At 31.4% G+C, this 13,954-nt stretch carries 10 protein-coding genes; 7 read left to right on the top strand and 3 right to left on the bottom strand.

The features are described 5' to 3' along the window. Positions 1–6 precede the first annotated feature (6 nt). Genes VCM48_RS09830 through VCM48_RS09820 form a run of 3 tightly spaced genes read right to left on the bottom strand, consistent with a single transcriptional unit; the run spans position 7 to position 2,119 of the window. Positions 7–693: an alpha/beta fold hydrolase gene (locus VCM48_RS09830; RefSeq protein ID WP_482270393.1), complete on the bottom strand. Its 687-nt coding sequence runs from the start codon at positions 691–693 to the stop codon at positions 7–9. Then, entirely contained in the window at positions 694–1,314 is a 621-nt protein-coding gene (locus VCM48_RS09825) for a DUF6973 domain-containing protein (RefSeq protein WP_482270392.1), read from the bottom strand. 4 nt (positions 1,315–1,318) lie between these two features. Further along, positions 1,319–2,119, bottom strand: a complete 801-nt coding sequence (locus tag VCM48_RS09820) for a S24 family peptidase (protein WP_482270391.1) — start codon at positions 2,117–2,119, stop codon at positions 1,319–1,321. A gap of 312 nt (positions 2,120–2,431) precedes the next feature. Here VCM48_RS09820 and VCM48_RS09815 point away from each other — a divergent pair, with 312 nt between their 5' ends. The 7 genes from VCM48_RS09815 (at position 2,432) to VCM48_RS09785 (ending at position 13,920) form a co-directional block, all read left to right on the top strand. Then, complete coding sequence (locus VCM48_RS09815; protein WP_482270390.1) at positions 2,432–5,995, top strand: hypothetical protein; 3,564 nt, start codon at positions 2,432–2,434, stop codon at positions 5,993–5,995. Between the two features lie 167 nt (positions 5,996–6,162). Next, the gene (locus VCM48_RS09810; protein WP_482270389.1) at positions 6,163–8,631 is read left to right on the top strand and encodes a hypothetical protein; all 2,469 of its coding nucleotides are present in this window, start codon (positions 6,163–6,165) and stop codon (positions 8,629–8,631) included. Positions 8,632–8,634: 3 nt separating this feature from the next. Then, entirely contained in the window at positions 8,635–9,009 is a 375-nt protein-coding gene (locus VCM48_RS09805; RefSeq protein WP_408028676.1) for a hypothetical protein, read from the top strand. 652 nt (positions 9,010–9,661) lie between these two features. Continuing rightward, positions 9,662–10,093, top strand: a complete 432-nt coding sequence (locus tag VCM48_RS09800) for a TIGR02594 family protein (protein ID WP_124587963.1) — start codon at positions 9,662–9,664, stop codon at positions 10,091–10,093. Then, positions 10,086–10,514, top strand: coding sequence for a phage holin family protein (locus tag VCM48_RS09795; RefSeq protein ID WP_125066381.1), 429 nt, complete (start codon positions 10,086–10,088; stop codon positions 10,512–10,514). The genes VCM48_RS09800 and VCM48_RS09795 overlap by 8 nt, the downstream gene beginning before the upstream one ends. A 70-nt stretch (positions 10,515–10,584) precedes the next feature. After that, the gene (locus tag VCM48_RS09790; RefSeq protein ID WP_482270388.1) at positions 10,585–11,832 is read left to right on the top strand and encodes a hypothetical protein; all 1,248 of its coding nucleotides are present in this window, start codon (positions 10,585–10,587) and stop codon (positions 11,830–11,832) included. A 99-nt stretch (positions 11,833–11,931) separates the two neighbouring features. Continuing rightward, a complete protein-coding gene (locus VCM48_RS09785) occupies positions 11,932–13,920 on the top strand; it encodes a hypothetical protein (protein WP_482270387.1) in 1,989 nt (662 codons plus the stop codon). Positions 13,921–13,954: the final 34 nt, after the last annotated feature.

Genomic DNA, 13,954 nt, shown 5'->3' with positions numbered 1-13,954 from the left:
ATATTGTTAGTTGATGGTTAAGTTTAGTATTGATGCCAATTCTTCAGGTTTTTCAAGAGGAACCATATGACCACAATTCTTAATCATTATATATGTTCCTTTTTCAGTTTTATTGGCAAACTCTTTTAGTTTTTTTTGGTTGATAAGCGCATCATTTTCAGCAGCAATAAAAAAGATAGGGATGTTTAAATTTAAAACTTCTTGTGAAATATTTAATCTAGTTGAGGTTGCTTTTAACTGACGAAGTAGTACATCTTTTCCTAAATCAGCATCCATTTTTTTAATAATAGAAACAATTTCAGAATTATTGTAATTGTTAGGATGTAGAAATTGTTGAACTCTTGCTTGAGAAATTCCTTTATAAGTATGCTTTTCTAAAAAGTCAATAGTGCTTTTTCTTAGTTGAATTTCTGAATCACTCAATCCATCAGTGTTAGCAGCAACTATAACTAACTTTTTTACTTTTTCAGGATAGTGAACACTAAAGTTCATAGCAGAAAACCCACCTAAAGAAAACCCAATAATTGTAGCAGGTTCTTCAATATGATTTAGTATAATCTGATTAATTTCTTCAAAAGAAGTTGCTGGAGTTATATCGATATGTACTGGAAGTATATTTTTTAGTTTAGGAAAAACATGTTGCCATAAATCTACTGTACACATGGTACCTGAAATTACATATACTTTTTGCATTTACCTTTTGTAATTTGAATTAATTAAGCATTTGTTGTTTTCCCATTTTCCGACTAGTGATTTTTTAGGAATCATCTCATTATTACAAGTCAGAAAATTACCGTTTCTATCTTTTTTAATAATTTTTAATTTTCCTTGAAGTATAGCATTGATTACTCTGTAAATCAATCCGTTTTTAGGGAGGTTACCACCTTTTTTGGAAAGTGTTAAACCAACCTCGTTATTAAATAAATCCATTTCTGAGGAAATTTTATCAGGAATAACACCGTCTTCTAGTTTTCGTTCTTTGTATGTTTTGTAGTTGTCTTTTTCATGGGCTTTACCAAGTGAACGAGCAGCATTTTCTCCAATTTCTTGTTGTAATAAAGCCATCCAAAAAGCGTGACGAAAAGCATCTACTTGTCCACCTGCGTAATCCCCGTCTAGTAGGGGAGAAGCTCTTAAAGAGTCACTTACTCTTGATGCTTCACGTGAAACAATAAAAGCTTTTTTAGCTTTAAAAGGGTGGAGTAGTACCCATGTTTTTTGAGCTCCTTGTAGTTTTTTAAATTGTTGCCAGTTGGATTGGGCAGTGGTGTAAAAAGGGAGTAAAAGAACTAAAAAAAGCAGTTTTTTAAGCATAAAGTTAATTTTTGCCACTAATTTGCTCTTCTAATTCAACAATTTTACTTTCTAAATCGTGTAATCTATCATAAACATCAACAGGTTCAGGCATTTGTTTAGACGCGAACATAGTAACATACCAAACCTCCATAATTTCTTCAGCGTTTATGGTATAAGTAGGGTAGTTGCCATCTTTATTATCACTTTTTAAAATAAGTTTACCTCTTTCTTCTATTCTATTAATTACACGTTTTAAAACAATACCATCATTCTTACTTACAATTACATATACACGACCATCTTTAATATCATGTAAATTCTCAACATACTTTCCAAAAACTAGATCTCCATCAAAAAAAGTACGCACCATAGAGTTTCCCTGTACTTCAAAACAACGAAAGGTACCATTATTAAGATGAGGCATATTAAAAGAAGGAAGTTGTTCTATGTAATTTGAATCACCATAACCATTTAAATAACCAGCTCTTGCTTGTATAGGAACATAAACCACGTTTTCATTACCTGAAGAATTCACAGAAACAACATGAGGAACTCCAGGATATGTTTGAATATTGCTGGATTCAGTTTTTAACATTATGTCACTTTTTCCAAATAAATAGTCGGGGTTTATGTTGAATTCATTAATAATAGATGTAAGAACATCGTAACCAGGTTTTGTTTTTTTTCTACTACCGTCAGATTGAGGTCTCCCATTAATAATGCTATCTATAGTGGTTCCAGTAACACCTATTTTTTTTGAAAAAGAAAAGTTATTTAAGTTGAAAGCATCTCTAATTGCTGCTATTTTTTCGGAAATTCCCATAACATTTTATGTTTTTACATATTGCAAAAATAATTAAACTTTTGTTTGTTTAAGTATGTAATATGTTTTATATTTGCATCGTTAATGAATTGCTAATATACAAAAAAATTGTAATAATCAAACATTTGTGTGGTTTTAGCGATTGTGTTTTTAAGATTTCAACTTGATTTTCTTCACTTTTTTGAAATCTATACTCGTTTATTCAAACATTTTTTTGAATAAAACCAAAAATCAAGAAAAAAGAACTGTTAGAAAAGCAACTAAACAGGGCTCTTTTTGAGCTTGATTAAGAATTAATTAAATTTTATAAAAATGAGTAAAAAACCAATCAAATCAAACCTATTTAGGTTTGTAACATTACGTAGTCCACAATTAATTGAAGACAAAGAAATCGGGTTTGTTTCGTTTCCAGAAGAAAAAAAAGCAGAAAGTTTAGCTTTTCAAGCAATACAAGGAGCTACTACAGATGAAGAAAGAAAAACAGCTTTAAAAGGGGCTTACAGTACAAGTTTTACTCCGATAAATAGTAGACTTGAAATTAAAAATTTACATCCAGAGTTATATCAGTTTTCTGGGTGGTTAATGCGCAATAAGAATGTGTTATCGTATGCTAGTATTGAAGCTAATTTGAATGCAGCACAAGAACTTACTGTAAGCGAAGAGTTTGTGTTGTGGGAAAATTTATTTCATCAAACAATTGACAAAGAGTTAGTTGCTGTAAGAGAAGCGTTGATACAAGTATTAGTAGCAAATAAGTTTTTAAAAGTATTTAATGCTTTTACGAATAGTTTTACGGAAGGTACAGAAGGGGAAATTGTTTTTACTGAAGAAAATGAAAAAGAATTTCTGCGTTTAGCGAACGCAAGTGTTATTGTACCTAAAGAGGTGATTATTGCTGCGCAAAATGAGTTTTCTTATACAGAACCCGTTATTTCAAAAAGTTCACAAGACTATATGCAGTCTCAGTTAGAGGCTGCTTTAGCAAAAGACAGAATTCAATTGCATGAAGCAACATTGAAAGAATTAGAACAAGCAGAAGTAGTTTATAAAAAAGCAGAAAATTTACGATATAAAACAGAACTTAAAGCCTACGATGCCACTATTAATCAATTACAAGAAGAAGCAATTCCTGAAATTCAAACAGTATTTTATGCTGATACAGGTTCTACAAGACAAATAAAAACGTATCCTGATTTACAATTGCCAAAGTTTGAGTTTGAAAGTGCTTTAGAGATTGATAGAGATATGGCGACAACAAGCTTATCTACAGAAACATTAAAGATAATAAACTCTGATAGTTTGAGTGTATATGACACCTTTGATGAAGTAAAGCCGATTTTAAGAGATCGAATTAAAAAGGATTATCAGTTAGTGTACGATGCTGCTCCTCAAGAGGCTCAAAAAATGAGTGTAGGAGATACCACAGTAACGTTAAATGCCATGAGAGGAGCGCAGTTGTATTCGTATTCAGGAAATATAAAACCAGCTGTTTTACTAGATAGGTTTGTGATGTCTATGAGTATCTACGTAGGTTATTCGAATGCGCTTGTAAAAAGTGCAAGCTATCAATTACAAGATGAGCTTGGAACTACCATAACAGGAAATACTGTAAAAAAACTATCAAGTAACAATAATTTGTTAAACCTCCAATTTTTCCCTAGCGGAGAAATCTTTACACAAGGAGAGCATATCTTCTCAGGCGAGCTAACTTTAAGTAATGATGTCAAGATACAGTTTAGCTCATCAATATATATTACAGGAAATTCACCAAGTTTTGAGGATAGATACTATGAGCCTATTAAGTTAGGAGAGTTAGAGCGTTTTGGTGTGTATTCAGGGATTGGAACCAAAGCTATAGATGGCAGTGAAACTATTACAGATGAAAATACGGCAATAGATACTGAAAACACGGTGTTGTATGGAGTGTCTCAATTAGGGATTGCTGATTTTAGACGGGTAGAGCAAGAGGTGTGTTGTTATGTGCCAGGTGAAGTGTCGCATATTGAAAATATTATGGCACGTGAATATAAAGAGCGTTCTACAAGAAATCTAAATGTATCAGAACAAACCACTGAAAGAACTTCAGAAAAAGAAGTAGAAAACTTAACCGATACAACCTCTACTGAGCGTAATGAGTTACAAAGTGAAGCGTCGTCTATAGTAAATAGTGATAATACTACTAGTTTTGGGGCAAATGCAAGTGTTAGTGGTAAGTTTGGAGGTACAAGTTTTGCTGCTGGAACTAATTTTAACTCTTCATCTTCAAACTCGACTTCCAATTCAAATTTACAAGCGCAAACCTATGCGCAAGAGGTAACTGAAAGGGCTATGGAGCGAGTGGTGCAAAAAATTAGTACAAAACGTACGTCTCGTATGTTGCGCGAATTTGAAGAAAACAATACCCATGGTTTTGATAACAGAAAAGGCGATAAGCATGTTACAGGAGTATACCGTTGGGTAGATAAGATTTATAAGAATAAGTTGATAAATTATGGTAAGCGCTTAATGTATGAATTTGCGTTACCAGAACCTGCAAAGTTTTATATCGAATCATATTTAAAAAACAATGATGGAGACGAAAAGACAACAGAAGGGCTGATTATTCCTAAAAAGCCAGTACACCCTAGTAAGTTGTCTAAAAAGATTGAAAAATCTTCTGATTTGAATGAAGATAATTATGCTAATATTTTATCTCAATATGGGGTTGAGCATATTAATTATCCTGAAGAATATATAACTATAGGTAAATCTTTTAAATTAGATTTTCGATTAAACAAAGGAAATAATGGTAGTCAGGAAGGGAGTTCTTTAAGTGAAGAGATAGAGATTTTAGATGGATATGAGACAGAATCATTTAAAATGAATGGTGCAATTTATTCGCATCAAGTTGACGATGATGATCATGGGAAAATAAGGGTTACTATTGGGGATGAAACTATGACTCAAAAATATAAGAGTGGAGAGTTTACATTGAAAAAAAATATAAATGTTATAGATAGCTTACCTGTTTCTGCTTCTACTAGTGATGTTATGTCAGCGAGTTTTAATGTTGTTGTTAAATGTAAGAGAACAGATGAAAGATTCAGAAAATGGCAAAATGAAACATATAAAGCTATCATGGAAGCATACAGCGAGCGTGTATTAGCATATAATGATTTTATACAGTCTCAAAATCAAGAAAACCAACCTAATGAAAAGAAAAAAGAGTTGAGCTCTCAAATCAATCGTAGTATTGAAAAACGTGAGCTAAAACGTATTGCTATAAGTTTAATGAAGCATAAAAATGTAGAATTTGCTCGAGATAACTACGATGGTGAAAGTTCTAAAAACATTGCAAGGGTACCAGAATTCCAAACACATGCTGAAACAGTTAAGTTTTTTGAACAAGCATTTGATTGGGAAATTATGGCGTATACATTCTATCCTTATTTCTATGGAGCAGAAGGTAGTTGGGATGCTAATTTTGAGTATAACGAAGGTAGCGACCCTGTTTTCCAAGCTTTTTTACAAAGCGGTATGGCAAGATCTGTAGTACCTGTACGTCCAGGTTTTGAAGAAGCTGTAAACTGGTATATGAAAACTGGTGAAATTTGGAATGGTCAAGGTATGGTTACCGATATGGATGATGATTTATATGTTTCTGTTGCCGAAGAAATGCAAACCATTGAAGGTGAAGTAGAAGGTACTTGGGAAACTCGTGTACCAACAACCTTAACCGTGTTACAAGCAGATTCTGTAGTATTAAACGAAGGAGGTTTGCCATGTAATCCAGACTGTGAAGGTCAAGGCTTATTTGATGTAAGTACTTATAAAATAGGAGATGGACCAGATGGTGTAGATTACGATATTGTGGGCGATACCAACAATGTAGCATAAGTGCAGTAAAAATGTTTGTTTAACAAACATTTTTCTATACACACAGTCACAAACCTCACCTGTAAAAAATCAATAAAACGTATTGTATTTGTTAGTTCCTTCCTCTTTTTTGTGAAGAGGAGGGCTGGGTGAGGTTTGTTTTTTACTAATCATAAAAAATAAAAAATATGCATGCTCATGAATATGGAAGCAAACATTTTAAATACAAAACCAATTTTAAAGGTTTGGTCGTGTTTTCAGATGTTCAGCAACAAAAAATAAAAGAAACAGCAGTTCCAAGCCCCAATATATATGTAGAAATAGAAAAAGGAGTAATTACTTCAGATAAATGGTTACTTCATTTTAATAGTCGATTGTCTGGTGAATATGGAGATTTTTTTCTAGAAAATAATCCGCCCTATGGACAAATTAGTAAACTAGAATATGAAGAAAATGATGAAAACTTTGCATTTATTCAAAATACCATTGTTGATTTTCAAAACGGAACATTGCCTTATTATAAAATTAATGAGAAGTTTTATATCCAACTTGATAATAGTATCGATTTAGAGGAGGTAATTGTAAATGCAAATCCATCGCCAACACCTAGAAAGGTAAAAAGTATCGAGTATGACGCTTTTACCTCCTTGTTTATTTCTGAAGATGGAGCGCAATTATTACAAGCTTATGAAGCGATACAAAGTGTAAGTGCACACGAGGTAGTTATTTTTATTGAGCGTAGCTCGGGAAGTAACCTTTTCGGAACAGTGTTCAGAATAAAAAAAGGGAAAAATGTAAGTTCTCTTATAGAAACGAACAGAATTCGCATAGCGGAAATTGCCAGAGCGTATGGTGTAGATGTATTTACGAACGAGCTAAGTAAAATGCTGGAACAAGAACTTAAAAAGAAAGAAGAAAGCGATTTTTACTTGGTCTTGGCAAAAGGTGGGCAAGTGGTGCGTTGGGGAGCGGATGTTACCTTAAGTAACTTGTCTAAATTCTTAAAAAACTCAGGCGAAGAAATAGGTAAGTTACAGTTAGGTGAAAACTATTGGAAAACAACGGTAGACGAAAAAGAGAACTCAAAATACAATCCGTTATTACCCAAGCTTAATATTAATGAGAGTTTTTCTTCCGAGGAATTGGCAAATTCAATTTATAAAAATTATGTAGTTCCTATTGAAGTCCCTATTGTAACGTTTGCAGAGCGATTTAATAAACATTGGTTGTTTAAAGAGCTTATGCCTTTTAAAAGTGAACGTATTACCAAGTTGTTTAAGCAAGTACCAGGTATACTTAAAGAGTTTTTAGATGGTGTAAAAGAAAACGCACAAAACACCTACAATTTTATTAACGGATTGTTAGTAGGGCTTATTAATAGTATAATTGACTTCTTTAAATCTATCTTTGATATTTTAGCTATTTTGGTAGATGTTTTAAACGGCGTTATCCAAACAGGAAAGTTCTTTGAAAAACCAGGTCATTACCTACGGTTATTAGCAGAAGGCTTTGAAAACCTTATCGATTTAGTACTCAGTACTTTTACATTAGCAAACCTAAAAGCGTGGATGCAGTTTTTAATAGAAATGCCTATAATAACTGCTAAACTATTAATAGTTTTATTAGCTAAGGCATCTAATACAAAAATCAAGATAGATCCAGGTGCTTTAGGGTATTATATAGGTTTTATTGTTGGTTTTATCGCTTCAGAAGTAGTACAATTTATTGCCACTGGAGGAACAGCTAATATAGCCAAAGCAACCAAAGCAGTATTAAAATCGTATCAAGAGTTAGCGAATGTAGTAGCTAAAAAAGTGGTAAAAACAGCAGAAATAACAGTAGATGTAGTTTTAGCTGCGATTAGAAAGCTTAAAGAATTTGCTAAAAACTTTGCGAAACATTTAGATGATCTTAAAAAATGGATTAGTGAGTTGGTTGTTAAGTTGGTAAACGTGGCTAATCAATTATTTAAAGGCTTCGAAGCAGCTTTAGAATTGTTGTATGATTTAGGAGTTGTTATTTTTGAGAAACTAGATCCTAACACAGGAAAAGTTTTAGTAGGTCCTGATGGAGTTATTTATACTATTAAACAAGGAGATAAAACCATTTTAGAAGGGACTGAAGATGCTATTAGGAAATTTGCTAAAAAAATAGATGAAATTCGTTCTAGTGGAGGGAGTAGTAAAAAGAAAGTTCAAGAGTATTTGGATGAATCAGCAAAAAGAACTTATTCAAAACTATTAGGTAATTCTCCTTTATATGGTTTTAAAAGCTTCGGACAACTAAAACAGTTTGGAATACAGATATTTAATTTTTTCTCAAAAAAAGGATTTAAAAACATTGAAGTTTTTATGCAAGGAAGTTCAGTTACAGGGAGAAGTTATGAAACAGGAAAAATTTTTGATACTGGCCGGAAAAGTGATTTTGATATAGCTGTCGTTAGTGAAAAATTACTTGATTTGGCTAAAAGTAAAAAGTTGGCTAAAGAGACTCATCCATACTCTTTACCGTTAAAGTTTAAAGATATGAAAGAGTTAGGTTTTAGTGATTTTGTTTTAGCTTTACAAAAACAATATGGTAGAGAGGTTAATTTTAGATTTTATAAAAGTCTAGAGGAGTTAAATAGAAAAGGAAAATCATACAGAATTAAATTTTAAATTATGGAGCAAAAAAAAATGATTTATACAATTTTTGGATATACTCAAAAAGATGAAGCTAAATTAGCTGAAATTCTTTCAGAAAAATTAGAAATAGAATTAGTTAAAGATGAAGATTTTTATGAGGATGAAGGTCCCTATGTTTTTTTTGGAAAAGAAAAGAGTTTAGTTGATTATTTATGTATTAAGAAGCAATTTAGAGTAGGTGATTCTTGGGATAATGATTATCATAAAATTTGTCCTTGGGCTGTTGAGATAAATTTTACTAGTCTATCAAGTTTTGAAAACACTTCGCGAGCAGAAAAGGTAAGAGAGCTTTTAAAGGATGTTTCTGAAATTAAGGAAATTGATTTTTCGGAATGGAATACAGATGTTTAACATGTGATAATTAAGTAAATTATGATTACAAAAGAAGAGGCTATATAAAATAGCTTTAGAAGTTTTAAAGAAAGAGAATATTGAGTATTCCAGTATAGATGATGTTAATGACATTAGATTTGAATCTAAAGAAGAATTAGAGTATCCCATTCCAGTTGGAAAATTTAAAGGAGAAAAAATAGGTCTTTTTATCGTGACTTATGGTGAGTGTTGGAGGCTTGAAGAACGAAGCATGTTTATAGATATAAATGTCGAAACAAGGGAGGTTTTATATATTACTACTCCTCATGATTTTATAGAATTGGGATAGAAAAACTCTTTTAAAGGTTCTTTAATAGGATTTAAGAGATAGAAATAAAAACCGCCTAAAATTTTAGGCGGTTTTTTCTTTTTGTAAAAAGTTATAGAAAATTTTCAAGAATACTTCTAAATTAAAACATAACACAAAATATTTGTAATTTGTTTTGTTTTTAGTTGTAATATGTTGTATATTTGTCTTGCTTTTCTAACAGTTCATTGTTATTTATTAATCTTTAATGTAAGCAGAAACGAAAAAAGTTATGATTAACCCCTTTCAGGTCTAGGAAAAAGAAAAAGAATCAACAACTTACAAGTTTTGTCTGCAAGCGCTTTAAAAAAATTAAACATTTGTATGAATAATTTAATATCAGTAGCGTTATCGCAATACGGAGTCAAAGAGGTGAAAGGCTCAAAAGATCATCCTCAAATTATAAACTATTTTACTTCATTAGGTTTTGATGGAGGAAAATTTAAAGATGAAACCGCTTGGTGCAGTGCCTTTGCAAATTGGGTAGCTAAAAAAGCAGGTTATGAACACACAAACCAGCTAACAGCACGCAGTTGGTTGTCGGTAGGAAACTCTACTACAAATCCAGAACCAGGAGATGTGGTGGTTTTATGGAGAGAAAACCCTAATAGCTGGAAAGGACATGTTGGATTCTTAATTAAAGAAACCAGACGATATGTATACCTATTAGGTGGTAATCAAGGAAATAGTGTAAGTATTAAAGCATATCCTAAAAACAGGGTATTAGACTTTAGAAAACTAAAAAAGAATGGATAAATTTTCGCATTTCATTTTTTGGTTGCTTGCTTTACTGTCGCCTTTAAATGGAGTGTTAACTACCATGATGTTACTAATAGTAGTTGATTTTATTACAGGAGCCTATGCCTCTTTAAAATTACAAATACCTATAAAAAGCGAACGAATTGGACATACCATTTCTAAGTTTGTTATTTATAATTTGGTAATAATATCAGCTTATTTTTTAGAAAAACACATTGTAAATGAAGTTCCTTTTTTAAAAATAATAGCAGGATTTATAGCTATTACCGAAACAAAGTCAATTTTAGAAAACTACAACAAAATTTATGGAGTAAACCCCTTTAAAGCATTGCATAGTTTGTTAAAACAAGCGGGTATGCAAAGTACCTTAGAGCAAACAACCGAAAAACAAAAAAACAACGACAAAGAAAAAGTTTAGTCGCTAACACTCTTTTTAGCGTCTCTTTTTTATCAAAAAAAAATTTAAAAACGATAAAAAAGAACAAAACATGAAACAAAACAAAGAAACATTAAAGCAATTTTTTGAAACAGGCGACAAGCCAACACAACAACAATATTCTGATTTAATTGATAGTTATATCGACGCCAAACAACCTGAAGGAGAAGCGAACCGTAGGTTTGTAATTGATGAAACAGGAGAAGTAAATGTTGCTTCTGAGCAGCAGGTACCAGAATATAGTTTATCCCCAATTTCTGGAACCAATACCGTTGATTTATTAAAAGACGGAGTAAGCGTTTCACAAATAGACTTAACACCATATTTAGATAATACAAATTTAGCACGATTGGTATCAGGAACTGTTGATACTAATGGATTGGCAACCTTTACACGAGATGATAACTCTACTTTTACAGTAGACCTAAGTAATTTAAAGGATAGCCCTACATTACAACAGGTAACAGATAGAGATAATATAACATCTAATGATTTAGTTTTAAGAGATTTAAATTCTAATTCAAATCAAAAAATTGTATTTGAGACCTTGGGCGACAATTATTCTTTTGAACAAACATCAGTAGATCAAGAAGGACAGTCGATTACTGAATTTTTTTTAAAGAGAAATAATTTAGATGTTATGAAATTTCACTCTGATTCTGGAGCACCTCTTCAGGGATTTACAACACTAGAAACACCTTTAACTATAAAAGGAAATAGTCTTTATGGATTAAATATAGTTTCTCCGAATGGTATAAAGAGTTTTAGGATGAAAGTACCTGATACGAATACGGATAATGTATCAATTTTAAATGTTCCTGACGGAGATGGAACAATATCTAGATTAGAAGATATACCACAAATACAAGCGGGCTCAAATATTACCATTGATAATACAGACCCTTTACAACCAATAATTAATGCAAGTGGAGGAAGCATGTCAATAACAGAAGGAAGTTTTACACCAACTTTTATAACAAATGGTTCTTCATTTTCAGCAACAGTATATGGTGCAGATTATTATATAATTGGAGATAGGGTATTTGCAGACATTGAATTGAGAAACGTTTCCTCAGATGGACAAGCTAGTGGAGGAAATATAGAGGTATCGCTTTCGGGTATTTCTTCATTAGTAACGAGGCATGGAGCAGTAGGGTCAGTATTTAATAAAACGACAAAAGAAAGTTATAACTGTATGATAGATTGGAATAGTAATAAAATTTTGGTTCCAGATAATGTATTAAGTTCAGGGGAGTTATTATTATCAATTAACTATAAGCAAGGGGCGCAATCAGTTTAAAAAGTTTTTTAAAAAAAGTCTAGCCCCTAACAAAAACAGTTTTTAGCGGCTCTTTTTTATCAAAAAATAAAAATTTAAAAACGATAAAAAAGAACAAAAATGAAACAAAACAAAGAAACTTTAAAACAATTTTTTGAAACAGGCGATAAGCCAACACAACAACAATATGCCGATTTAATTGATAGTTATATCGACGCAAAACAGCCTGAAGGAGAAGCGAACCGTAGGTTTGTAATTGACGAAACAGGAGAGGTAAGTGTAACTTCTGAGCAGCAAACACCTGAATATACGTTGTCACCAATTTCTGGAACTAATACTTTTGATTTATTAAAAGACGGAGTAAGTGTCTCACAAATTGACTTAACACCGTATTTAGATAATACCAACCTAGCACGTTTGGTAAGTGGAGAGATACAAGGAAATAACCTTATTGTTAAAAGAGATGATGATAGTGCTTTTAGTATTGATATATCTTCATTAGTAGGGGCTATTGGAACAGAGTCATCAGTTATAGAAACTACCTATAATGACTTATTAAATTTAATATCAACAAATAGCTTGGTGCCAAATCAAGAATACTCTTTTGATTTTAAAAATATCTATAAACAGATTGATACAGATATTATTAAGCAAGATTCACCTGTTGAAAAACTAGTTGTAAAAGCAGAAACTAATAATACTTTATCTTCTACAGCAAGAAGTTTAACTTATGTAAATGATGAAGTTGAATATGATGTATCTAATGTAACATTTGATGGAGTAGATGAGGTAAACAGTCCTGTAACAAATATAGCTAACCAAGGAACTATTTTGAATAGGATTGACAAGGAATTAGAAATTGAAACTCCTTACGACTTTAGAACAGAAAAATTTGTAAGATATAAAGGTTCAATACCTGTATATGATTCATCAATTAGTTATCCTAGATATAGCTTAGCAAAAGCTCCAGAAGATTTGAGTTATGTTAGGGTAGCTTATAAAAATGACAATTCTTCTGCAGGTGACAATATAAATAATTTATTTTATTGGAATAGGCAACCTTTTGGTACTACAACTACTTTTTTTGAAGACTACAATTACACAAAAACTAAAGCTTACATGAATATTGTTATTGATGTAAACGACTCACAAGAATATTTAACTTTTGCAAATACACCTACACCAACCAAAGAACAGGCTTATAAGGTAAAATTATATAATAAAAATATTGTTATTAAAACGAAAGCTTTTGATTGTGAGATAAAGTATGTTAATTCAGAATATAATGATGGAGTTACTATAACCAATTGTTCAGAAGTTAGATTGATAATAGGTAAAAATGAAACAAGTTCTTCAGCAGCTTCTGGTACAGTTTTTTTAGGTAGTATAACAGGGGTGCAAAAAAAACTGGTGAATATAAGTGGGAATACAGTAGTTTTTAAGTTGAGTAACTTAGAGATACTTAATGGAGAAACAGGGTTAAATAAGAGTATTGATAGTTTACCTGATTTATTTATATCTTATGGTTATATTAATAGTATAAACAACTCCACGTTTCTTAAAAGTGATAATGTTAGCAATAGAGCTAGAATAACGGGTACTATTGTAAGAAGAAGTTTAAGTGGAATATTTAAAGGAGACATAGGTTCTTGTTACTTTATTAATGATATAAGAAGAACAACTTTTAATAACACAGTAAGCGGCTTTACTTGTTTTGCTGAGTTATATAATGTAGTTTTTAATGGAAAAGTAAACTCTTTTAAAATTCAGTTTGATGAAAGTACATACGTTCCTGTTAGTGAGTCTTATACTAATTTAGTTACTTTCAAAGAATGCATATTCAATACTTCGATAGATGATTTTGAAATAGTTTATTCTAAAAGCTCAAATCATAAGGTAAGTTTTTGGGATGCTAAGTTTAATGTAAAAGAATTAACAGGCAGGTTAAATATACCTTCAGTAAGTGCATACAGCGGGGATAAATATAATTACAACTTTAATTTTACTAATTATTATAAACAACCAGATGATAGCATAGATTTATACTATCAAGATATTGATGCTTCAGGTGTTGCAACAATGGTAAAGTTTGTTCCTCAATTAGTTTAATAGGAAGAGTAATTAAAAAATAAAAAGTCTAGCC

The sequence above is a fragment of the Tenacibaculum sp. DPLXC6 genome (assembly GCF_056815515.1).
The sequence above is the reverse complement of the archived record's forward strand: the minus strand, read 5'-3'. Positions and strand labels throughout refer to the sequence as shown.

Excerpts from the sequence above, each read along its gene's own strand:
- VCM48_RS09790 (WP_482270388.1), top strand. The coding sequence starts at position 10,585 with ATGAAACAAAACAAAGAAACATTAAAGCAATTTTTTGAAACAGGCGAC.
- VCM48_RS09815 (WP_482270390.1), top strand. The coding sequence starts at position 2,432 with ATGAGTAAAAAACCAATCAAATCAAACCTATTTAGGTTTGTAACATTA.
- VCM48_RS09830 (WP_482270393.1), bottom strand. The coding sequence starts at position 693 with ATGCAAAAAGTATATGTAATTTCAGGTACCATGTGTACAGTAGATTTA.
- VCM48_RS09810 (WP_482270389.1), top strand. The coding sequence starts at position 6,163 with ATGCATGCTCATGAATATGGAAGCAAACATTTTAAATACAAAACCAAT.
- VCM48_RS09825 (WP_482270392.1), bottom strand. The coding sequence starts at position 1,314 with ATGCTTAAAAAACTGCTTTTTTTAGTTCTTTTACTCCCTTTTTACACC.
- VCM48_RS09795 (WP_125066381.1), top strand. The coding sequence starts at position 10,086 with ATGGATAAATTTTCGCATTTCATTTTTTGGTTGCTTGCTTTACTGTCG.
- VCM48_RS09785 (WP_482270387.1), top strand. The coding sequence starts at position 11,932 with ATGAAACAAAACAAAGAAACTTTAAAACAATTTTTTGAAACAGGCGAT.
- VCM48_RS09820 (WP_482270391.1), bottom strand. The coding sequence starts at position 2,119 with ATGGGAATTTCCGAAAAAATAGCAGCAATTAGAGATGCTTTCAACTTA.
- VCM48_RS09805 (WP_408028676.1), top strand. The coding sequence starts at position 8,635 with ATGGAGCAAAAAAAAATGATTTATACAATTTTTGGATATACTCAAAAA.
- VCM48_RS09800 (WP_124587963.1), top strand. The coding sequence starts at position 9,662 with ATGAATAATTTAATATCAGTAGCGTTATCGCAATACGGAGTCAAAGAG.